The 18,672-nt window shown below is 74.6% G+C and carries 23 protein-coding genes; 12 read left to right on the forward strand and 11 right to left on the reverse strand.

Annotation, left to right across the window (positions count from 1 at the left end; genetic code table 11):
* Nucleotides 1–97 precede the first annotated feature (97 nt).
* Complete coding sequence (locus ABZ899_RS22685; protein WP_361348990.1) at nucleotides 98–790, forward strand: type 1 glutamine amidotransferase domain-containing protein; 693 nt, start codon at nucleotides 98–100, stop codon at nucleotides 788–790.
* Between the two features lie 62 nt (nucleotides 791–852).
* On the opposite strand, the gene ABZ899_RS22690 is transcribed toward ABZ899_RS22685, so the two are convergent.
* Nucleotides 853–1,743, reverse strand: a complete 891-nt coding sequence (locus tag ABZ899_RS22690) for a peptidoglycan-binding protein (protein WP_361348993.1) — start codon at nucleotides 1,741–1,743, stop codon at nucleotides 853–855.
* Between the two features lie 119 nt (nucleotides 1,744–1,862).
* Nucleotides 1,863–3,200, reverse strand: a complete 1,338-nt coding sequence (locus ABZ899_RS22695) for a phosphoribosyltransferase family protein (protein WP_361348996.1) — start codon at nucleotides 3,198–3,200, stop codon at nucleotides 1,863–1,865.
* Nucleotides 3,201–3,390: 190 nt separating this feature from the next.
* On the opposite strand from ABZ899_RS22695, the gene ABZ899_RS22700 reads away from it, so the two are divergent.
* Nucleotides 3,391–3,792 carry an SseB family protein gene (locus ABZ899_RS22700; protein ID WP_361348999.1) on the forward strand — a complete coding sequence of 134 codons (402 nt, stop codon included), beginning with the start codon at nucleotides 3,391–3,393 and terminating at the stop codon, nucleotides 3,790–3,792.
* 31 nt (nucleotides 3,793–3,823) lie between these two features.
* Here ABZ899_RS22700 and ABZ899_RS22705 read toward each other — a convergent pair whose 3' ends face one another.
* Together ABZ899_RS22705 and ABZ899_RS22710 are read right to left on the reverse strand one after the other, a co-directional pair.
* Entirely contained in the window at nucleotides 3,824–4,213 is a 390-nt protein-coding gene (locus ABZ899_RS22705) for a MarR family transcriptional regulator (protein ID WP_361349002.1), read from the reverse strand.
* Between the two features lie 87 nt (nucleotides 4,214–4,300).
* Nucleotides 4,301–4,651: a VOC family protein gene (locus ABZ899_RS22710; protein WP_361349005.1), complete on the reverse strand. Its 351-nt coding sequence runs from the start codon at nucleotides 4,649–4,651 to the stop codon at nucleotides 4,301–4,303.
* 312 nt (nucleotides 4,652–4,963) lie between these two features.
* Between ABZ899_RS22710 and ABZ899_RS22715 the strand changes: the two genes are divergently transcribed.
* Nucleotides 4,964–5,251 carry a helix-turn-helix domain-containing protein gene (locus ABZ899_RS22715; protein ID WP_361349008.1) on the forward strand — a complete coding sequence of 96 codons (288 nt, stop codon included), beginning with the start codon at nucleotides 4,964–4,966 and terminating at the stop codon, nucleotides 5,249–5,251.
* Nucleotides 5,252–5,282: 31 nt separating this feature from the next.
* On the opposite strand, the gene ABZ899_RS22720 is transcribed toward ABZ899_RS22715, so the two are convergent.
* The gene (locus ABZ899_RS22720; protein ID WP_361349011.1) at nucleotides 5,283–5,732 is read right to left on the reverse strand and encodes an SRPBCC family protein; all 450 of its coding nucleotides are present in this window, start codon (nucleotides 5,730–5,732) and stop codon (nucleotides 5,283–5,285) included.
* 256 nt (nucleotides 5,733–5,988) lie between these two features.
* Here ABZ899_RS22720 and crcB (ABZ899_RS22725) point away from each other — a divergent pair, with 256 nt between their 5' ends.
* From crcB (ABZ899_RS22725) to ABZ899_RS22750, 6 genes are read left to right on the forward strand one after another with little or no spacing between them, the layout of a single operon-like run.
* Nucleotides 5,989–6,450 (forward strand): fluoride efflux transporter CrcB, encoded by a 462-nt coding sequence (gene crcB, locus ABZ899_RS22725; RefSeq protein WP_361349013.1) that lies wholly within the window; start codon nucleotides 5,989–5,991, stop codon nucleotides 6,448–6,450.
* The gene (locus tag ABZ899_RS22730) at nucleotides 6,447–6,812 is read left to right on the forward strand and encodes a DUF190 domain-containing protein (RefSeq protein ID WP_361349016.1); all 366 of its coding nucleotides are present in this window, start codon (nucleotides 6,447–6,449) and stop codon (nucleotides 6,810–6,812) included. The genes crcB (ABZ899_RS22725) and ABZ899_RS22730 overlap by 4 nt, the downstream gene beginning before the upstream one ends.
* Nucleotides 6,809–7,183, forward strand: a complete 375-nt coding sequence (crcB, locus tag ABZ899_RS22735) for a fluoride efflux transporter CrcB (RefSeq protein WP_361349019.1) — start codon at nucleotides 6,809–6,811, stop codon at nucleotides 7,181–7,183. Before ABZ899_RS22730 ends, crcB (ABZ899_RS22735) begins: the two co-directional genes overlap by 4 nt.
* 57 nt (nucleotides 7,184–7,240) lie before the next feature.
* The gene (locus ABZ899_RS22740; protein WP_361349021.1) at nucleotides 7,241–7,996 is read left to right on the forward strand and encodes a FadR/GntR family transcriptional regulator; all 756 of its coding nucleotides are present in this window, start codon (nucleotides 7,241–7,243) and stop codon (nucleotides 7,994–7,996) included.
* Between the two features lie 50 nt (nucleotides 7,997–8,046).
* Entirely contained in the window at nucleotides 8,047–9,063 is a 1,017-nt protein-coding gene (locus ABZ899_RS22745) for an asparaginase (RefSeq protein ID WP_361349249.1), read from the forward strand.
* Between the two features lie 55 nt (nucleotides 9,064–9,118).
* On the forward strand, nucleotides 9,119–10,051 hold the full coding sequence (locus ABZ899_RS22750; protein WP_361349023.1) for a glutaminase: 933 nt from the start codon (nucleotides 9,119–9,121) through the stop codon (nucleotides 10,049–10,051).
* 10 nt (nucleotides 10,052–10,061) lie between these two features.
* On the opposite strand, the gene ABZ899_RS22755 is transcribed toward ABZ899_RS22750, so the two are convergent.
* The 3 genes from ABZ899_RS22755 to ABZ899_RS22765 all read right to left on the reverse strand — a co-directional run bounded on the left by ABZ899_RS22755 (nucleotide 10,062) and on the right by ABZ899_RS22765 (nucleotide 13,254).
* A complete protein-coding gene (locus tag ABZ899_RS22755) occupies nucleotides 10,062–11,219 on the reverse strand; it encodes a serine hydrolase (RefSeq protein WP_361349026.1) in 1,158 nt (385 codons plus the stop codon).
* A gap of 93 nt (nucleotides 11,220–11,312) precedes the next feature.
* Nucleotides 11,313–12,449, reverse strand: coding sequence for a transcription termination factor Rho (gene rho, locus ABZ899_RS22760; RefSeq protein ID WP_361349029.1), 1,137 nt, complete (start codon nucleotides 12,447–12,449; stop codon nucleotides 11,313–11,315).
* Nucleotides 12,450–12,855: 406 nt separating this feature from the next.
* Entirely contained in the window at nucleotides 12,856–13,254 is a 399-nt protein-coding gene (locus ABZ899_RS22765; RefSeq protein WP_361349032.1) for a nuclear transport factor 2 family protein, read from the reverse strand.
* Between the two features lie 71 nt (nucleotides 13,255–13,325).
* On the opposite strand from ABZ899_RS22765, the gene ABZ899_RS22770 reads away from it, so the two are divergent.
* The 3 genes from ABZ899_RS22770 to ABZ899_RS22780 all read left to right on the forward strand — a co-directional run bounded on the left by ABZ899_RS22770 (nucleotide 13,326) and on the right by ABZ899_RS22780 (nucleotide 15,506).
* A complete protein-coding gene (locus ABZ899_RS22770) occupies nucleotides 13,326–13,883 on the forward strand; it encodes a PadR family transcriptional regulator (RefSeq protein ID WP_361349035.1) in 558 nt (185 codons plus the stop codon).
* A 5-nt stretch (nucleotides 13,884–13,888) separates the two neighbouring features.
* Nucleotides 13,889–14,632: a class I SAM-dependent methyltransferase gene (locus ABZ899_RS22775; protein WP_361349038.1), complete on the forward strand. Its 744-nt coding sequence runs from the start codon at nucleotides 13,889–13,891 to the stop codon at nucleotides 14,630–14,632.
* An 85-nt stretch (nucleotides 14,633–14,717) separates the two neighbouring features.
* A complete protein-coding gene (locus ABZ899_RS22780; protein WP_361349041.1) occupies nucleotides 14,718–15,506 on the forward strand; it encodes a thioesterase family protein in 789 nt (262 codons plus the stop codon).
* Here the strand turns inward: ABZ899_RS22780 and ABZ899_RS22785 are convergent.
* The 3 genes from ABZ899_RS22785 to ABZ899_RS22795 all read right to left on the reverse strand — a co-directional run bounded on the left by ABZ899_RS22785 (nucleotide 15,476) and on the right by ABZ899_RS22795 (nucleotide 18,607).
* A complete protein-coding gene (locus ABZ899_RS22785; RefSeq protein WP_361349044.1) occupies nucleotides 15,476–16,219 on the reverse strand; it encodes a GntR family transcriptional regulator in 744 nt (247 codons plus the stop codon). The two genes, ABZ899_RS22780 and ABZ899_RS22785, sit on opposite strands and share 31 nt — an antisense overlap.
* 131 nt (nucleotides 16,220–16,350) lie before the next feature.
* Nucleotides 16,351–17,511 carry a serine hydrolase domain-containing protein gene (locus ABZ899_RS22790; RefSeq protein ID WP_361349047.1) on the reverse strand — a complete coding sequence of 387 codons (1,161 nt, stop codon included), beginning with the start codon at nucleotides 17,509–17,511 and terminating at the stop codon, nucleotides 16,351–16,353.
* Between the two features lie 127 nt (nucleotides 17,512–17,638).
* On the reverse strand, nucleotides 17,639–18,607 hold the full coding sequence (locus tag ABZ899_RS22795) for an acetylxylan esterase (protein WP_361349050.1): 969 nt from the start codon (nucleotides 18,605–18,607) through the stop codon (nucleotides 17,639–17,641).
* Between the last annotated feature and the right edge of the window lie 65 nt (nucleotides 18,608–18,672).

An 18,672-nucleotide genomic window follows, 5' to 3' on the forward strand; every position in this document is an offset into this window, starting at 1 on the left:
AATGGGTCGGCGCGCATACGGTCGACATCGCCGGGCAGGGACGGCCCACCGACCCGCCGCCCGGTACGCAGCAACTCCGTCTCCCGAGAGAGCTCCCATGTCGAAGATCCTTTTCGTGATGACCGGCAGCGACCACCTGACGCTGGCCGACGGCACCGAGCACCCCACCGGCTTCTGGGCCGAGGAGGCCGTCGCCCCCTACGAGGCGTTCAGGGCCGCGGGCCACGAGATCACCGTCGCCACACCGGGCGGTGTCGTGCCCCCCGTCGACAAGGCGAGTCTCGCGCCCGAGTTCAACGGCGGCCAGGACGGCGCCGACCGGATCGCCGCCGTGCTCGCCTCCATGACCGAGCTCGACGCGCCGCTGCGGCTCGAGGACGTGCGCCTCGACGACTACGCCGCCGTGTTCTACCCCGGCGGCCACGGCCCCATGGAGGACCTGGCGGCCGACGCGGCCTCCGGTGAGCTGCTGACCCGCGCGCTGCGCTCCGGCAAGCCGCTGGGCGTCGTCTGCCACGGCCCGGCCGCGCTGCTCGCCGCCACCGGCGACGGCGGCAACGCCTTCGCCGGCTACCGGGTGGCCGGGTTCACCAACGAGGAGGAGACCCAGGGCGGCCTCGCCGGCCGGCTCACATGGCTCCTCCAGGACCGGCTCACCGAGGCGGGCATCGAGGTCGACGCGGGCGAGCCGTGGGCCCCGCACGTCGTCGTCGACCGCAACCTGGTCACCGGACAGAACCCGGCGTCCTCGGCCCCGCTCGCCGCGGAACTGGTGAAGCGCCTCGGCTGACGCCGCTCAAGGATCGGCCGTGCCTCAAGGCTCGGCCCCGTCCCTCAAGGCTCCGACATCCCTCAGGGCTCCGGCGTCTCGGCCTCCAGCGCGGCGCGCGTCGGGCGCCCGTACACACCGGACTCGTCGTCGAGGACGACCCGGGTCAGCTGGTAGGCGCGCACCGCCCCCTCGACGGAGCCGCCGTACACCCCGTCGGCCTCACCCGCGTAGAGGCCGGCCCGGCGCAGGCGGAGCTGGAGTTCGACGACCTCGGGGCCCCGGTCGCCCCGGCGGAGGACCGGCGGCTGCCCCGTCTGCCCGGTCGGGGAAGGGGGCCCGCTTCCGGACGGGGCCGCGTCGGACACCCCCGCGGACGGGGTGCCGGAACCTCCCGTCGGCGTGGGGGAGGCGCCGGTGGACCGGGTCGCCGAGGGCGCGTCCGCGGACGGCCCGGACGACGCCGGGGAGGTGGCGGAGGGCATCCCGGCGGCGGCAGCGCTCCCGGCCTCGGACGACGCGGCGTCGGGGAGGGGGGCCCGCAGGCCGTCGGCGGCGCCGTCCCGCTCCGGGCCGTCGTAGCCGAACAAGCCGCCGAACGACGCGCCCGTCACCGCCACCGCCAGCAGGGCGCCGGCCCCGGCGATCAGCGGGGCGCGCCGTCGGCGGCGGCGCTCCGGGGCGGCCGCCGACTCCTCGACCGTGGTGGGGGAGTCGAGGGCGGGGCTTGCGGCCCGCTCGGTCGCTGACTCCCCGGCCGGAGGCGGCACCTCGGCCCCGCCGTCGTGCGCCTCGCCCAGACCCACGAACGGACGGATCCGCACCGGGTCGAAGTCCTCCGCGGCCGCCACCTCCGCCGTACGCGCCTCCCGGCGGGCGTCGGACGCCCGGTCCGCGCAGTCGCAGGCAGGGGTGCCGTCGGGCGCCCGGGCGGCTCCGCAGGCCGGGCAGACGAGGGGGTCGGGTTCGCTCACGAGGGGGTCCTTCTCCATGCAGGACCCAGAGTCTAGACATAAGTTCAACACTCAATCTCCTCGGTGCGGGAGGATGGCGGAGGCCGGTCCCCGGGCGGCCGAAAGCAGCCGCCGCACCCTCAGGCCGAGCGGCGCGGCGAGGTTCCCGTGGTCGGCCGTCCGAGGTGCCCGGTGAACCAGTCGCGGGCCAGCTCGGCCACCGTGCGCAGGGCGCCCGGTTCCTCGAAGAGGTGGGACGCGCCCGGGACGACGGCGATCCGGTGCTCGCAGTGCATCCGGTCCGCCGCCAGCCGGTTGAGGCTGAGCACCTGGGGGTCCCGGCTGCCGACGATGAGCAGCGTCGGCGCGCGAAGCCGTGTCAGCGCCGCGGGAGTCGCGAGGTCGGGCCGGCCGCCCCGGGAGACGACCGAGCGGACGTCGGAGCCGGACAGGGCGGCGGCCTCCAGGGCGGCCGCCGCCCCGGTGCTGGCGCCGAAGTAGGCGACGGGCAGACCGGTCTCCGCGTGCAGCCACTCGGACGCGGCGTGCAGCCGCCGGGACAGCAGCAGGATGTCGAACACGTTGTGCCGGTCGTGCGCCTCGCCGTCGGTGAGCAGGTCGAGCAGGAGCGTGGCCAGACCCGCCCGGTGCAGTGCGGCCGCCACGTACCGGTTGCGCGGGCTGTGCCGGCTGCTGCCGCTGCCGTGCGCGAACGCCACCGCCACCATGGCTCCGTCCGGCACCGCCAGCCACGCGCCGACGTGCGTTCCCGCGGCCGGGATCCGCACCTCCCGGTCCACCGGGGCGGCCGTCCCGGGCGGGCCGTCCCCGGCGGGCGGGTCCGGCGCCCTGGCGCGCGCGAGCAGGGAGACCACCTCCGCGTCCGCGACCTGGGCGAAGTCCCGGTACCAGGCGCCCACAGCGCCGAAGTCCCAGGGAGTGCGCGGGCACACGACCGCGTCGGCCACCTGCCGCAGCCGGGCCACCGAGTGCTCGGGCGCCACGGGCACCGCGAGGACGACCCGGGCCGCGCCCTGCCCCCGTACCACCCGGCAGGCGGCCTCCGCGGTGGCGCCGGTGGCGAGTCCGTCGTCCACCACCACGGCCGTGCGGCCGGCCACCGGCACCGCCTCCCGCTCCCGCCGGTAGGCGCGCACCCGCCGCTCCAGCTCGACGCGCTCGGCCGCCTCGACCGACTCCAGGGCGGAGGGCGTGATCCCGGCCGAGGCCATCACGTCCGGGTTGAGGACCCGCACGCCGTGCTCACCGATCGCCCCGAACGCCCACTCCGGCTGACCGGGTACACCCAGCTTGCGCACCACCAGCACGTCGAGGGGCGCGGCCAGGCCCCGGGCGACCTCCGCCGCCACCGGTACCCCGCCGCGCGGCAGGCCCAGGACGACGGGGTCGCGGCCCGGCAGCCCCGCCAGCTCCCCGGCGAGGAGCCGCCCGGCAGTCCGGCGGTCGTCGTACCGCATACCCGCCTCCGCGAGGACCGGAATCCGCAGCGTCCCGTGCCTTCAGGCTACGACCCTTCCGCGCCGTCCTCAGCGCCTCGCGCACCGTGCAGGAATGCCCCACTCCGGATCGGGTAGGCGGGCAGGAGCGCGCCGAGGCCGAAGTCTGCCCTTGGCGGGTTGTACGACCGCCGCTACCAGGGGATTCGCCATGAACACACCCGCGCATGACAACACCGCCACACCGGCCAGGCGCGCGCTGGACGCGCTGGCCGACAACACCGAGGACCGGGCGGCGATGGACACGCTGGCGAGCAGTGACGTCCTGGTGCCCGTGCCGGACGACGCCGGCGACGGCGACGCCATGGACCCCGGTGTCGTGGCGCTCCCGGTGATCGAACGGTCGGGTGCCGAGCCCGTGGTCCCCGTGTTCACCTCGGAGCCCGCGATGGCCGAGCTGCTGCCGTACGTCTCCCGCTACCGCGTGGTGCCGCTCGGAGCGCTCGCCTCGCAGTGGCCCGCGGACGAGCTGGCCCTGTCGATCGACGCGGGGTCCGAGCACCCGCTGACCCTCACGTCCGAAGGGGTGCGCACGCTGCTGGCCCGTCCCTGAAAACGCCGGACGCCCGGCGCCGGCCCGCGGGTCAGGCGCCGAGCATCCGGGCCAGGGCGGCACGCTGCAACGGCAGGACCTCGGCGTGCAGGTCACGCCCCTTGGGGGTCAGGGTGACGTACACCCCGCGCCGGTCCTCCGCGCAGACGGAGCGCTCGACGAGGCCGTCCTTCTCCAGGCGTCCGATGAGCCGCGACAAGGCGCTCTGGCTCAGATGGACCCGCCCGACGAGGTTCTGGACCCGGCACGGCGAGCCCGCGTCGGGCGCGGCGGACACGAGGATGTCCAGCACTTCGAAGTCGCTGGCGCCCAGTCCGTGCGGATGCAGCACGCGGTCGATCTCGCACATCGTCCGGGCGTGCACCGACAGGATGTCCCGCCACCGTTCCTCGAGCCCCGCCTCGGCCGTGTTCGCTGCCATACCCGCACCGTAGCACCGATCCGACTATTCGTTGATCGCGCAACTAGTGCAGGCGCAGAGGGCCGACACGCCCCGGGCCGGTCCCGCTCAGCCGGTCGGGTCCTGGAGCAGCCCGACCGGATTGCCGTCCGCGTCCCGCACCGAGGCGATCAGCCGGCCGCCCCCGACGTCGTGGACGTCCTCCACCGTCTCCGCGCCCGCCGCCACCAGCGCGGCACAGGTCGCCCGGATGTCGCTCACGTGCCAGTAGGGGACCGGGCCGGTCATGCCCTTCGCGTGCCCGTTGGGGTCCAGGCCGACGTCCTGCCCGGCGTCCTTGAAGCCGACGTAGTACGGCTCGTCCACATACGGCGCGACGCCCAGCAGCGCGCCGAACACGGCCTTCGCCGAGGCGAGGTCCTTGACGGGGTAGATGATCGTGCGGGCTCCGGCGGTCATGGCGTCCTCCTGCGGTGAGCTGTGCCGACGCTCGTCGTCGGTGCTCTCACGCTAGGCCGCGCCGCGCCGGACGGCTTCTCGATTCCTGACCGGCTGCCGGCACCGGGCCCCGCCTCCTTTTCCGGTCGCCCTCCGGGCCCTGCCGCCCCTTGCCGAAGGCGTCCGGACCGGCCGTGGCGTGCGGACACGAACTCCCGTCCCGTGCAGGGACGTTCGGTACCGGACAAGGACCCGGGAGTCCCGGACACCGCGGTGCGTCCTGCGGGACAGTGGAAGCACGCGCCACGCCGCGGCCGGACGGAGGGGAACGACATGCTGAGGACTCCCGTCGACGAGACGCGCCTCGCCATCCTGGAATGGCTCAGGGATCCGGTCGCGCACTTCCCCGCGCGGCGGGGCGGTGACGTCGGCGAGGACGGCGTCACCGCCGCCGCCGTGGCCGCGCGCCTCGGCGTGCCCCGCGCGGTCGCCGAGACCCACCTCGCCCTCCTCGCCGGCCTCGGCCTGCTGCGCACCAAACGCGTCAGGCGGCGCACCCACTACCGGCGGGACGAGGTGCGCATCGCCGAAGTGGCCCGCATGTTCGAGAAGGGCTGGTAGCGGGCGGGCGCCCTGCCGGGTGGGGCACCGGCTACCGGCCGGGCTCGTGGTGCTCGCGCACCGCGATCCTGGCCAGCTTCGTGAGCATCATGCCGTTGCGGATCGCCACGACGTAGTCGACGGGCAGCCCGTGCATCCGGGTTCCGGGCCCGCGCAGGGGGTGCCAGTCGAGGACGAAGAGGGTGTGCTCGCCCCAGGGGATCAGGCGCATGGCGATGCGGGCAGCGCCGAAGGGTTCGGCCCGCGCCTCCAGTTCGAGCCGCCGCCCGGGATCGCAGATCCGGACCACCACGGTGTCGTCCAGCGTCACGGGACCGGCTCCGACACGTACGCGCAGCCGGGCGTCCACGTCCGGCCAGTGCGGGTCCACGGTGAGCACCCGCTGGGTCCCCGTGACCCACTCCCCGTAGCGTCGGCCGTCGGCCAGCAGGCTCCAGACCTCGGACGGTGAACTGAGGATCAGACGGCGGGTGCGGGCCATGCCGACCACGCTCCTTCCCCCGTACCGGCTCGTCGGGCCACTCGACCGTAACCGGCCGGCGCGCGGCGGGCATCCGCGGCGCAGGGCGGGCGAGACGGGCGACGGGCGGGGCCGATACCCTGGTGTCCGGCCGCGATCACGCTCGCGGCGCGGCGGTGGGGCCCGCCGTACCCGAACCGCGGCAGTGCGCCGCCAACGGTCCCTACTTGCGTCCGCGCGGCCCGCTGCCGGGCCCAGGCGAGTAGGAGACAGACGGATGACCACCCAGGACACCGATCCCCTGCGCGCCCCCGCGCGGACCACCCGGCCGCCGGCCTGGCGGGCCCAGGCGCCGGTCGTCGCGGTCGTCGCGCTCGGCGGTGCCCTCGGTGCCACCGCCCGCTACGCGGCCGTCCTGGAGTGGCCCACCGAGCCGGGCGCGTTCCCGTGGGCGACGTTCTGGGTCAACGTCACCGGCTGCGCCCTGATCGGCGTGTTCATGGTGCTCATCACCGAGAGATGGCCGGCCCACCGTCTGCTCCGCCCCTTCTTCGGCACGGGCGTGCTCGGCGGCTTCACCACCTTCTCCACCTACGCCGTGGACATCCGCACCCTCGTCGACGACGGGCACCCGCGCACCGCGCTGGCCTACCTCGCCGCGACCCTGGCCGCGGCGCTCACCGCCGTCTGGCTCGCGTCGGCGGTCACCCGCCAAGCCCTGAGGAGGAGGCCGTCATGACCGGACCGACCGGTCGCGCCGTGCGCCTGACCGTTCTCGTCGGTGAGCACGACACCTGCCACCACCGCCCGCTGTACTCGGAGATCGTGCACCGGGCCCACCGGGCAGGTCTCGCCGGCGCCAGCGTCTTCCGCGGCATCGAGGGGTTCGGCGCCTCCTCGATGATCCACACCTCACGGCTGCTGTCCCTCAGCGAGGACATGCCGGTGGCCGTCGTGATCGTCGACGCCGAGGAGCGCGTCCGCGCCTTCCTGCCGCAGCTCGACGAACTCGTCACCGAGGGGCTCGTCACCCTCGACGACTGCGAGGTCGTCCGGTACACCGGCCGCACCGCGCCCGGGGAAGGGGGAACCCCGGCGTGAACTGGCTCCTGGTGATCGCGGGCGCCGCCGTCGGCGCGCCCCTGCGGTATCTCACCGACCGCGCGGTGCAGTCCCGGCACGACTCGGTGTTCCCGTGGGGCACCTTCACCGTCAACGTCGCCGGCTGTCTCGTCCTCGGCCTGCTCACCGGCGCCGTCGCCGCCGGCGCCGCCGACTCCCACGTCCGGCTGCTCCTCGGCACGGGCCTGTGCGGCGCCCTCACCACGTACTCGACCTTCTCCTACGAGACCCTGCGGCTCACCGAGACGGGAGCGGGGCGCTACGCGATCGCGAACGTGGCCGGCAGCCTGGTCGCGGGACTCGGCGCCGTCCTCCTGGGTGTCACGATCGCCGAGGCGGTGTGGGCGTAGAACGCCCGGGCGAGGGCCGCTTGACAGGACCGGGCACTCGAACGGACCATCGGGTCCGTGAACCTGTCAGACAGTCGGACAGCCGGACAGCCGCCGCGCCGCGTCAGCGCCATGGAAGCCGTCCTGGCGCACCTGCGCGACGCCATCGAACGCGGCGACTACGCCGTGGGCGACAAGCTGCCCTCCGAGGCGGAGCTGTGCCGCACCCTGGAGATCAGCCGGCCCGTGCTGCGGGAGGCCCTGCGGGCCCTGCAGACCATGGGGCTGACCGTCTCCAAGACCGGCAAGGGCACCTTCGTCGTCGCCGGCAGCGTCGAGGAGCCCGTGTTCGGCGACTACACGGCCGGCGACCTGATGGAGGTGCGCCGGCACGTCGAGGTCCCGGTCGCCGGGTACGCGGCGCGGCGCCGCACCCCGGAGAACCTCGACCATCTCGCCCACCTGCTGGACCGGATGGAGCGGGAGACGGACACCACCGCGTGGGTCGCGATGGACACCCTCTTCCACCTCGGCGTCGCCGAGGCCGCTCAGAACCCCGTCTTCCGCCGGGTCATCGAGGAGATCCGCGACGCGCTGGCCCGCCAGTCGGCCTTCCTCAACGAGCTGGGCGGCCGCCGCGAGCAGTCCGACCGCGAGCACCGCGCGATCCTCCGCGCCCTGACCGACGGCAGCGAAGGCGACGCCACCGACGCCATGACCCACCACCTCGACCGCGTCGGGACCACCCTCACCGACATCGTGCGCCGCGGGCGCCCCGACGGCGCCACCCCTGCCGCCGGGCACCGGACCCCGAACCCCAGGCCCGGCGCGTGATCCCCACGACCGCCGGCCGCCCCTCACCGACCCACGACCCCCAGGCAGTGATGTACACCAGCACCATGGCGGACGCACCCCTTGTCCGCGCGCCCCTCCACGCCCCCGTCGCCCACCTCATACGCAGCGGCGTCATCGAAGGCACCCACCACGGCTCCGTCGTCGTCCTCGGCCCCGACGGCGCCGTACGGTTCCAGCTCGGCGACATCGAGGCCGCCTTCTACCCGCGCTCGGCGATCAAGCCGGTCCAGGCCGTCGCCATGGTGCGCGCCGGGCTCCCGCTCGACGGAGCGCTGCTGTCGCTCGCCGCGGCCAGCCACTCCGGCGAGGAACGCCACCTCGCCGGCACCCGGCGCATCCTCGAACTCGCCGGACTCACCGAGGACGACCTGCGCAACGTCCCGGACCTGCCGTACGACCCGGTCGTGCGGGACACCTGGGTGCGCGAGGGCCGTCCACCGTCGCGGCTCGCCCAGAACTGCTCCGGCAAGCACGCGGCCATGCTGTACACCTGCCGGCTCAACGGCTGGTCCCTGGACGACTACCTCGACCCCGCCCACCCCCTCCAGCAGGCGATCGCCGAGATCGTCGAGGACCTCACCGGGCAGTGCGTCGCCCGGGTGAGCGTCGACGGGTGCGGCGCGCCGCTGTTCTCCGTGTCGCTGCACGGGCTGGCGCGTGCCGCCGCCCGGATCACCACGGCCGCGCCCGGCACCCCCGAGGCGCGCGTCGCCGACGCCATGCGCACCCACGCCGAGATGGCCTCCGGCTCGGGCCGGGACGTCGCGGCGCTGATGCGGGCGGTGCCCGGACTGCTCGCCAAGGACGGTTTCGAGGGCGTGCAGGTCGCCGCCCTCCCGGACGGGCGGGCCGTCGCCGTGAAGATCGCCGACGGGGCGGACCGGGCGCGTGTCCCGGTCGCCGCGGCGGCGCTCGCGTGGGCCGGTGTCGACCCCGCGTCGCTCACCGAGTTCCGGGGTGCGGCCCTGCTGGGCGGCGGCCGCGAGGTCGGCCGGGTGCGGCCCGTCCAAGCGCTGGAGCCGGCGCCGGTCCAGGCCTCCGCCTGAGAGCCGGGCCCGGCCGCGGGACACGCGGGGCCCTTCGGAGAGGCATGATGTGATCATGGCAGCGTCGACGTCGTCCCTGACCTTCCAGCCGGTCCTGGAGCGCATCGCCGAGGAGACCGAGCGGACCCCCGGCCGGGGCCGGCCCGCCGACTACATCCCGGCGCTCGCGGCCCGCGACCCCCGCAGTTTCGGTATGGCGGTCGCCGAGCTCGACGGCACCGTGTACGGCGTGGGGGAGTGGCGCGAGCCGTTCTCCACGCAGTCCATCACGAAGGTGTTCACCCTCGCGCTGGACCTGGCCCGCGAGGGCGACGCGCTGTGGGAGCACGTGGGCCGCGAGCCCTCCGGCAACCCCTTCAACTCGCTGGTGCAGCTGGAGTACGAGCACGGCATCCCGCGCAATCCGTTCATCAACGCCGGCGCCCTCGTCGTCACCGACCGGCTGCACACCCGTACCGGCGACGCGGCGGGTGAGCTGCTGTCCCTCCTGCGCGCCGAGAGCGGCAACGCCGGCCTGGACTTCGACCACGACGTGGCCGCCTCCGAGACCGCGCACGGCGACCGCAACGCCGCCCTGGCCCACCTGATGGCGTCCTACGGCAACATCGACAACCCCGTGCCCGTCCTGCTGGACGAGTACTTCCGGCAGTGCTCCGTCATGGCGTCCTGCGCGGACCTCGCCCTGGCGACCATGTTCCTGGCGCGGCACGGACTCCGGGCCGACGGCTCCCGGCTGCTCAGCCGCAGCCAGGCCAAGCAGATCAACGCGATCATGCTGACCTGCGGCACGTACGACGCCGCGGGCGACTTCGCCTACCGGGTGGGCCTGCCCGGCAAGAGCGGGGTGGGCGGCGGCATCATCGCCGTCGTCCCCGGCCGCTGCACGCTGTGCGTGTGGAGTCCCGGACTGGACGAGCGCGGCAACTCGGTGGCCGGTGTGGCGGCCCTCGACCGGTTCACCACGCTCACCGGGGTGTCGGTCTTCTGACACCTCCCGGTCACTGGGTCCGGCCCCGTGTCGCGAGCGACACGGCACCCGCTCCCATCCCGGCCGCGCCGGCGATCGCACACGCCTGCGCCCAGCCCGCCGTCCCCTTCCCGGGCGCCGCGGCGGCCACCGCGGGCTCCGTGCTGGGCCCCGGTCCGGGCCGGGCCCGGCGGCCGTCGAGCGACCCGACCGGTTCGACGTGCCCGGACGCCCCGAATCCCCAGTCGAGCAGGGCGGCCGCCTCCTCGTACACGGGGTGCCCGCCGCTCGCCCGGGGAGCGAGCACCGTCACCACGAGGGTGCGCCCGCCGCGGCGGGCGGCGGCGACGAGGGTGTTGCCCGCCTCGGTGGTGTAGCCGTTCTTGACGCCGATCGCCCCGGGGTAGCGGGCCACGCCGTCCGCGCCGGTCAGCAGCCGGTTGGTGTTGCGGATCCCGTACGGCCGGCCGCCCTCGCCGGGGAACAGGGCTTCCGCCGTGCCGCAGTACCGCGCGAAGTCGGCATTGCGCAGCCCCGCCCGGCCGAACACCGCCAGGTCGTACGCCGACGACACCTGGCCGGGGGTGTCGTAGCCGTCCGGCGACAGCACCCGGGTGTCGAGGGCGCCCAGGGCGCGCGCCTTCTCCTGCATCCGGGCCGCCGTCTCCCGCCAGCCGCCGTTGAGCGAGGCCAGCACCCGGACGGCGTCGTTGCCCGAGCTGAGGAACACCCCGCGCCACAGGTCGGCGACGCGGTACGTGCGGCCCTCCGCGACGCCGACCAGGCTGCTGCCGGGACCGATGCCCGCGAGCTCCTGGGGGTGCACGGTGTGCGGGACGCCGGCGGGAAGCGTGGGCAGCACCGTGAGGGCGAACAGGGTCTTGAGGGTGCTGGCGGGCGGCAGCGGGCGGTGCGCGTCGTGGGCGGCGAGGACCTCGCCGGAGCCGGCGTCGGCCACCAGCCAGGAGCGCGCGGAGAGCCGGGGCAGCGAGGGCGCGTCCGCGTGCGGCCGCACCTGGGTGCCGGACCGGTACAGCAGCGCGGGCGGCGGGGTCGCGCGGGGGCCGCGCGGCGGGTCGGGGTCGTGCCCGGTGAGCGCGGACGCGGAGGCGGGCGCCAGCGCCAGCAGACCGGCGGCGCCGAGGGCGCAGGCTGACACAAGGGCCCGGGCAGTAAATCCGATCGTCATACTGCCAACGTAGGAATGCGGGGCCGTCACGGGGCGCTGGCCGGGCCGGACGGGCCGCTCCGGCACCCGGACGGGCGATGCCCGGCAGGCGTGTCAGCCGCTCGGCAGCGTCGGCTGGATCCGCCGCAGGAACGCGGCGTTGTCCGGGGTCTCCCGCATCCGCTCCAGCAGGGTCTCGGTGCCGCTGAGGCCGTCCCGGCTGCGCAGCGCCCGGCGCAGGCCGCGTACCGCGGTCAACTCGGCCGGGGACAGCAGGAGTTCCTCACGGCGGGTGCCGGACGGGTCGATCTCCACGGCGGGGAACACCCGCCGGGAGGCGAGCTCCCGGCTGAGCCGCAGCTCCATGTTGCCGGTGCTCTTGAGCTCCTCGAAGAAGTAGTCGTCGGCCCGGGACCCCGTCTCCACGAGGGCCGTGGCGAGGATGGTGAGCGAGCCGCCCTCCTCGGCGAGCCGCGCGGCGCCGAAGAACCGCTTCGGACCCTGCAGCGCCGCCGCGTCGACACCGCCGCTCAGGGTGCGCCCGCCGGACGCGGCCGCGTTGTTGTGCGCCCGGCACAGCCGGGTCAGCGAGTCGAACAGCACGACGACGTCCTCACCGGCCTCCACGAGCCGCTTGGCCCGCTCGATGACCAGCTCGGCCAGCGCGATGTGCTGCCTCGGCGCCCGGTCGAAGGTCGAGGCGTACACCTCGCCGCGCACGGAGCGCCGCATGTCGGTGACCTCCTCGGGGCGCTCGTCCAGGAGGACGACCATCAGCCGGCACTCCGGGTGGTTGCCGGCGACGGCCGCCGCGATCTGCTGGAGCAGCACGGTCTTGCCCGTCTTGGGCGGGGCCACGATCAGTCCGCGCTGCCCCTTGCCGACGGGGGCCATGAGGTCGGCGACCCGCCCGGCCGGGCCGGACGCCGGGTGCTCCAGACGGATGCGCTCGCGCGGGTGCAACGGGGTGAGGTCGGCGAAGCGGGGCCGGTCGCCACCGGGGGCGCGCCCGTTGACGCGGACGACGCCGGTGAGGGTGCGGCGCTCGCCGTGTTCGCCGTCGACGAGGTCGCCCTTGCGCAGTCCGTACCGGCGGATCAGCGCGGGGGAGACCTGCGGGTCGGCGGGCGAGGGGAGCAGGCTCGTGGCCCGCAGATGCCCCTTTCCGCTCGCGTCGACGTCGAGCACGCCGGTGACGGCGTGGACGGCGGTCCGCTGTGCGGCCGGGGCGTGTTCGAGTGTGGTGGTCATGGTGAGGGTCCTTTCGGACGGACGGCAGGAGTCATACGTGCGGGAAGGGATGCCGCGGAGACGGGGAAGGCGTGGAACGGGCCTTCGCGTGCGGCGGAGAACAGCACCTCGACGAACGGTGCGGAACCGCTGGTCACACGAGGTGGAAGGAGAAAGCCGCCGGTACGCCGACCGGCGGACTCGGGAGAGGGAAAGGCACCGGCGCCCACGACAGGGCGTACACAAGTGCTGACCCCACGATACCACGCGTGTTCGGCGCGTGGCGAGGAGTCCGTGAAGCGGGGTGATCCGCGGCTCGCGGGAGCCGCCGTCCATGCCGTCCGGGAGAGCGGTGCCGGCCGCATGGGGACTGCGCGGTCGGGCCGCCGGGGTCGGCCCCCTCCGCAAGGGGCCGACCGGTGAACCCCTACGCGGACCGTGCCTCGGCCTCCGCCAGGATCTGCCCGAACTGGGCTCCCATGGCCTCGGCCAGCGCCTGGGCCCCGGACAGCGGGCGCACCATGACCATGAAGTCGTCGATCAGCCCGTTCTCGTCCACCGACAGGAAGTCGCAGCCGGTGATCTCCTTGTCGCCGACCCGCGCGGTGAAGACCAGCGCGTGGTCGCGGCCCCCCTCGTCGTGGATCTCCCGCACGTACCGGAAGTCCTCGAAGACCCGGACGACACCGCGCAGGATCGCCGCCGTGATCGCCTTGCCGGTGTAGGGCTTGAACACCACCGGGCTGGTGAAGACGACGTCCTCCGCCAGCAGGGCCTCGATGGCGTCGCCGTCGCCCGCCTCGACCGCCGCACGGAACGCGTGCATCCGGATCACCTCATAGTCAATTAGTTGAGTAGGTGCGGATGACAATAATCACCCGCTGTTACGGTGTCCACATGTCCCTCAAGTACGCCGTGCTCGCCGCCCTGCTGGAGGGCGAGGCCTCGGGCTACGAGCTGTCCAAGATCTTCGACATCTCGTTCGCGAACTTCTGGCCCGCGACCCCGCAGCAGCTCTACCGCGAACTGGAACGCCTCGCCCAGGACGGCCTCGTCGAGGCCCGCTTCGTACGGCAGGAGCGGCGGCCGAACAAGCGGATGTTCACCCTCACCGCCGCCGGCCGCGACGAACTGCGCGTCTTCGCCGCGGAACCGCCCCGGCGGCCCACCGCCATCCGCGACGAGCTGCTGATCAAGGTGCAGGCCATGGACGACCCCGAGACCGCCCGCGCGCTGGTCGAGGAGCGGCGGAGTTGGGCACGCGGCAAGCTCGACCGCTACGAACGCGTCCGCGAACGGCTCCTGGACGGGCGGACCGAGGAGGCGTACCTGCGGGAGTCGGAGCGCATCGGGCCGTATCTGACGCTGCTGGCCGGTATCTCCTTCGAGGAGGAGAACCTGCGCTGGTGCGACCGCGTCCTCGCGGTCCTCGGACGACGCGTCGCGGCGGGGTGAGGCCGATGTTCAGCCCCGAGGGCCCCAGCCTGCGCGAACTCACCGTCCAGGCCCTGTCGTCGGTCGAGCACGGCTACGACCTGCTCGCCCCCAAGTTCGACCACACGCCCTTCAGGACACCGGACTCGGTGCTGACCGCCGTCACCGGGGCGCTCGCCCGCGGCGGCCCCTGCGACGACGGACTCGACCTGTGCTGCGGCACGGGCGCGGGACTGGCCGTCCTGAGCGAGCTGTGCCGGCGCAGCGTCACCGGCGTCGACTTCAGCGCGGGCATGCTCGAGGTGGCCCGGAAGCGGGGCGGGGCGGCCCGGAACGCGGGTGCCGGGCCACGGGTGCGCTGGGTGCGCGCGGACGCCCGGGCCCTTCCGTTCACGGCCGCCTTCGACCTGGTGGTGAGCTTCGGGGCGTTCGGGCACTTCCTGCCGGGGGAACTGCCGGGCCTCTTCCGTCAGGTCCACTCCGTCCTGCGGCCGGGCGGCCGCTTCGCCTTCCCGATCGCGGCGCCGCCGCGCCCCACGTCCCCCGCCTACTGGGCGCTGCTCGGCTTCGACGCGGTGATGCGGGTGCGCAACGCCGTCCGGCGGCCGCCGTTCGTCATGTACTACCGGACCTTCCGGCCGGCGGAGGTGCGCACGGGCCTCGAGGGCGCGGGGTTCGAGGTGACCTGGCAGCCGCTGCCCGAGTTCGGGACGCGGCGGGACGGCAGCCCTCGGGTGCGGATGGTGCTGGCGCGCCGGCCGCTCGGGTGAGCGGCCCTGACGTGGCGAGTTGGACTTCCGGACGGAATGGCGCCTTAGGGTTTGTTTTTCCAACCCACCCGGTTATCGTGACCGGGTGAGCACCACGACCGATACCGAGACCCGCGTCGACCCTGCCTGGTACTCCTGGGAGGGGGCGCACGGCGGCCATGTCGCCGCCCTCGCGCTGACCGCCGTCCGCGACCGCTTCCCCGGCGGTGCGCATCCGGTCCGCACGCTGACCACCCACTACCTCGCCCCCGTGGACGACGGTCCCCTCCACTTCTCCGGCACCGCCCCGGCCACTTCCGGCCGGCGCACGGCGACGTGTGTCTTCACCGGCCACCAGAACGGCCGCCCGGTCGTCCTCGGGTCCGCGCTCTTCGGCGCCCGGCGCCAGGGGGTGCCGCACGAGGCGCACCCGGCACCCCGCGTGCCCGGACCCGACGACTCCCCGCTGCTGCGTCTTCCGGCCGAACTGTCACCGTTCTCAAAGGAGTTGGAGATACGTCCCGCGACCGCGGACCGCCCGCTCGCCGGCGGGGAGCGGGCCGAACTCACGTCGTGGATCCGCTTCCTGGACGGCCGGCCGCTCGACGCGGCTTCGGTCGTCACCCTCACCGACGTCCTGCCGCCCGCGCTCTACGCCGTCTGGGACGCCCCGCGTCCCGTTCCCACCGCCGAACTCACCGTCCACCTCACCGACGCCCTCGACGAGGGCGCCCCCGGCGGCTGGGCGCTGGTGAGGATCCGCACCGAGCACTCGGGCGGCGGCTGGGCCGTCGACGACAGTGTTGTCTGGGCCGCCGACGGCCGGCTGCTCGCGCTGGCGCGGCAGGCGAGGGTCGTGCGCCCTCAGCCCGCCGCGGGGACCGTGAACTCGTAGACGAGGGCGTCCTGATGGGCGTCCACCACCAGATCGGTGATCTCCAGCGGGCGCCCGAACTGGTCGTGCGAGCGCCGGGTGACCCGGACCGAGGAGCCGCCCGGGAGCCGGGTGATGGCGTCCCGGTGGTGCAGCGTCAGGCCCGCCCTGCGCATCCAGTCGTAGGCGCGCCGCAGTTGGGCCGCGCCGGAACCGTCCGCGCGGTCCCGGTAGCGGGCCAGTTCCACCACGTCCGCGAGCGCCACCGCCGAGAACGTCGTCACCGCCGTACGCCGGGCCCGTCCGTCGGCGCCGGTGGACTCGTAGCGGTGCACCAGGGTCGGCCGGTGCCGATCGATCCCCAGCGCCTCGGCGTGTTCCGGCGAGGGCGGCTCCCAGACGACCGCGGACCGGTCCACGGCACCGGGACCCGCGGCCCGGGCGCCGATCGGGAACGCCACCGACGTCGGCGCCTCGACCGGCAGCCCGGGCAGGCTGGCATGGCTGCCGCGCCGGTCGGTGGCGACCAGACCGCTGCGGCGCAGCACCTCCAGTGCCTGCCGAACGGTCTCCCTGCTGACTCCGAAATGCCCGGCGAGCTGCCGTTCCCCCGGCAGCCGTTCACCGGGCGGGATGGTGCCGTCGCGCAGCTCGCCCAGCAGCTGGGTGGCGATCCGCCAGTACAGCGGCTGCGCGGTGGTGAGGGGGCGTTCGTGCGGGGTGGTGCGGACCATGCCGCGCCTCCTGATCGGTGACGTGTGGTAGCCGTGCGGGCTCCTTGCGTCACCAGATCCAAGCATTGGTCTAAACCATGAGGGAAGGGTGGGCCCCCACTTCGGCCGAAACCGCGTGCTCGCCCCCTGACTCACAGTGCGGTGCAGACGGCGTCGACCAGAGCCATCTTGCGGGGGTCGTCGGCGATATGGGGCCCCATCCGGTTCATCACGTACCCCAGGGACACCCCGGCCTCCGGGTCGGCCAGACCGCAGGAACCGCCGAAGCCGTCATGTCCGAAAGCCCGTGGGTTCGGCCCGTACGAGCCCTTCGGGCCACTGAGCCACAACCCGAGCCCGATCTCCGTCTCCTGCCCCAGTCCGGCCCCCAGCACCAGGTCGCGGCACCTGCCCTGCCCCTCCCGCACCCGCTCGGCCGCCTCGGGGGAAAGGATCCGCCGGCCGCCGTACGAGCCGCCGCCCGCGAAGATCCCGTACAGCGCGGCGACCGCCCGCGCGGTGCCGTGCCCGTTCGCGGCGGGGATCTCGGCCGCCCGCCAGGCGGGCGTGTTGGCCTGGTCCGCGCCCACCGCCGGATTGGCCAGCGCGGCCAGCGCCGCGGGCTCCAACGCTGCGGCGGACCGTCCGCTCACCGGGCCGGCCGGGGGCTGGACCAGCTCGGCCGCGCGGCCGGACTCCTTCTCCGGCAGGCCGATCGTGAAGTCCACGCCGAGCGGCCCGGTCACCTCGCGCTCCAGGAACGCCGCGGGCCGCAGCCCCGACACCCGCCGCACGACCTCCCCGACCAGGAAGCCGTAGGTGAGCGCGTGGTAGCCGGACCGCGTCCCCGGCGTCCACCAGGGTTCCGTCGCCGCGAGCCGCCGGGTCGTCTCCTCCCAGTCGTACAGCTGCCGGAGCGAGTGCGGCTCGCGCAGCCCGCACAGGCCGGCCCGGTGCGCCAGCAGGTGCCGTACCAGGACCCCTTCCTTGCCCGCGGCCGCGAACTCCGGCCAGTAGGCGGCCACCGGCGCGTCCAGGTCGAGCAGTCCCCGGTCGGCCAGGATGTGCGCGCACAGCGCCGTCGGACCCTTGGTCGTCGACCAGACGTTGACCAGCGTGTCGCGCTCCCAGGGGCGGCTGCGCGCCCCGTCCGCCCAGCCGCCCCACAGGTCCACGACCGTCTCACCGCCGACCGTCACGGCGACGGCGGCCCCCAGCTCGCCCCGCTCCCGGAAGTTCGCCTCGAACGCCGTGCGCACCGCCTCGAACCGCGGATCGCAGTGCCCGTGCACCCGCGCCGGAAGGTCCGTCATGAGCCGCCCACCCCTCGTCGTCCACCGGAGGTACGGGGCCACGCCGGTGCGGCCCCGGCCTTGAACGTACCGACTGGTCGGACTGTGCGGAAGGGGGCCCGGTACGGTGTGCCGCGGCGGGAGGCCGTCAGACGCGGGAGCGCAGCCAGTCCAGCTTGACCGCCTCGTGGTAGGGGCCGCCGCCCTCGTGGTCGTTGAAGTCGTAGACCTCGATGGCCTTCTCGTCGTGCGCCCAGGCGTTGAACGCCGCGAAGACCGTCGACGGGGGGCAGATCTGGTCCTCCAGCGCCGCCGAGAACAGGGCGGGTGCCCGGCCGCGCGCGGCGAAGTGGACGCCGTCGAAGTACGACAGGGTGCGCAGGACCTCGGCCGTGCGTCCCCGGTGCGTCTTGAGGTAGAGGCCGATCTCCCGGTAGGGGTGACGGTCCGTCAACGTCGTCGCGCGCGGGAAGTCGCACAGGAACGGCACGTCCGGCGCCACCGCCACGAGGTCGGGTACCAGCCCGCCGACCGCGATCGCGATGCCGCCGCCCTGGCTCGCGCCCGACACGGCCGTCCGGGCGGCGTCGGAGAGCGGATGGGCGCGGGCCGCCTCCACGGCACGGACCGCGTCGGTGAACACCCGGCGGTAGTAGTAGTTCTCGGGCGCGTCGACGCCCCGCGTCATATGGCCCGGGAACGCGGGCCCGGCGCCCACCGGGTCCGGGGTGTCGCCGCCCCCGCCCCAGGTGCTGCCCTGCCCTCGGGTGTCCATCGTGAAGTGCGCCCGCCCCGTGGACGCCCACAGCAGGCTCTCGTGCGGCAGCCCGCGTCCACCGCCGTACCCGACGAACTCCACCACCAGCGGCAGCGGTTCGACCGCCCCCGCGGGCAGCCGCAGCCAGCCCTTGACGGGGTGCCCGCCGAACCCGGCGAACGTCACGTCGTACACCCGCACCGTGGTCAGGCCCGTGTCGACCGGTTCGTAGCGGACGTCCAGATCGTGTTCGCGCGCCTCGTCCAGCGTCCTGGACCAGAAGGAGTCGAAGTCCTCGGGCTCGGCGGACGCGGCGCGGTACGTGCGCAGTTCGTCGAGCGGGAGGTCGAACAGGGCCATGGAGACCACCTTGTGCGAGGGGGGAGCGCGGACACCGCACGCTACGTCGGGGATCGGCGCGCCGA

It is taken from the genome of Streptomyces sp. NPDC046859, from assembly GCF_040645135.1.
Lineage (GTDB): Bacteria > Actinomycetota > Actinomycetes > Streptomycetales > Streptomycetaceae > Streptomyces.

What these genes read in the sequence shown, in the direction of transcription:
- ABZ899_RS22685 (WP_361348990.1), top strand. Translation starts at nt 98, where the DNA reads ATGTCGAAGATCCTTTTCGTGATGACCGGCAGCGACCACCTGACGCTG.
- ABZ899_RS22695 (WP_361348996.1), bottom strand. Translation starts at nt 3,200, where the DNA reads ATGCGGTACGACGACCGCCGGACTGCCGGGCGGCTCCTCGCCGGGGAG.
- ABZ899_RS22700 (WP_361348999.1), top strand. Translation starts at nt 3,391, where the DNA reads ATGAACACACCCGCGCATGACAACACCGCCACACCGGCCAGGCGCGCG.
- ABZ899_RS22705 (WP_361349002.1), bottom strand. Translation starts at nt 4,213, where the DNA reads ATGGCAGCGAACACGGCCGAGGCGGGGCTCGAGGAACGGTGGCGGGAC.
- ABZ899_RS22710 (WP_361349005.1), bottom strand. Translation starts at nt 4,651, where the DNA reads ATGACCGCCGGAGCCCGCACGATCATCTACCCCGTCAAGGACCTCGCC.
- ABZ899_RS22715 (WP_361349008.1), top strand. Translation starts at nt 4,964, where the DNA reads ATGCTGAGGACTCCCGTCGACGAGACGCGCCTCGCCATCCTGGAATGG.
- ABZ899_RS22720 (WP_361349011.1), bottom strand. Translation starts at nt 5,732, where the DNA reads ATGGCCCGCACCCGCCGTCTGATCCTCAGTTCACCGTCCGAGGTCTGG.
- crcB (WP_361349013.1), top strand. Translation starts at nt 5,989, where the DNA reads ATGACCACCCAGGACACCGATCCCCTGCGCGCCCCCGCGCGGACCACC.
- ABZ899_RS22730 (WP_361349016.1), top strand. Translation starts at nt 6,447, where the DNA reads ATGACCGGACCGACCGGTCGCGCCGTGCGCCTGACCGTTCTCGTCGGT.
- ABZ899_RS22745 (WP_361349249.1), top strand. Translation starts at nt 8,047, where the DNA reads ATGTACACCAGCACCATGGCGGACGCACCCCTTGTCCGCGCGCCCCTC.
- ABZ899_RS22750 (WP_361349023.1), top strand. Translation starts at nt 9,119, where the DNA reads ATGGCAGCGTCGACGTCGTCCCTGACCTTCCAGCCGGTCCTGGAGCGC.
- ABZ899_RS22755 (WP_361349026.1), bottom strand. Translation starts at nt 11,219, where the DNA reads ATGACGATCGGATTTACTGCCCGGGCCCTTGTGTCAGCCTGCGCCCTC.
- rho (WP_361349029.1), bottom strand. Translation starts at nt 12,449, where the DNA reads ATGACCACCACACTCGAACACGCCCCGGCCGCACAGCGGACCGCCGTC.
- ABZ899_RS22765 (WP_361349032.1), bottom strand. Translation starts at nt 13,254, where the DNA reads ATGCACGCGTTCCGTGCGGCGGTCGAGGCGGGCGACGGCGACGCCATC.
- ABZ899_RS22770 (WP_361349035.1), top strand. Translation starts at nt 13,326, where the DNA reads ATGTCCCTCAAGTACGCCGTGCTCGCCGCCCTGCTGGAGGGCGAGGCC.
- ABZ899_RS22775 (WP_361349038.1), top strand. Translation starts at nt 13,889, where the DNA reads ATGTTCAGCCCCGAGGGCCCCAGCCTGCGCGAACTCACCGTCCAGGCC.
- ABZ899_RS22785 (WP_361349044.1), bottom strand. Translation starts at nt 16,219, where the DNA reads ATGGTCCGCACCACCCCGCACGAACGCCCCCTCACCACCGCGCAGCCG.
- ABZ899_RS22790 (WP_361349047.1), bottom strand. Translation starts at nt 17,511, where the DNA reads ATGACGGACCTTCCGGCGCGGGTGCACGGGCACTGCGATCCGCGGTTC.
- ABZ899_RS22795 (WP_361349050.1), bottom strand. Translation starts at nt 18,607, where the DNA reads ATGGCCCTGTTCGACCTCCCGCTCGACGAACTGCGCACGTACCGCGCC.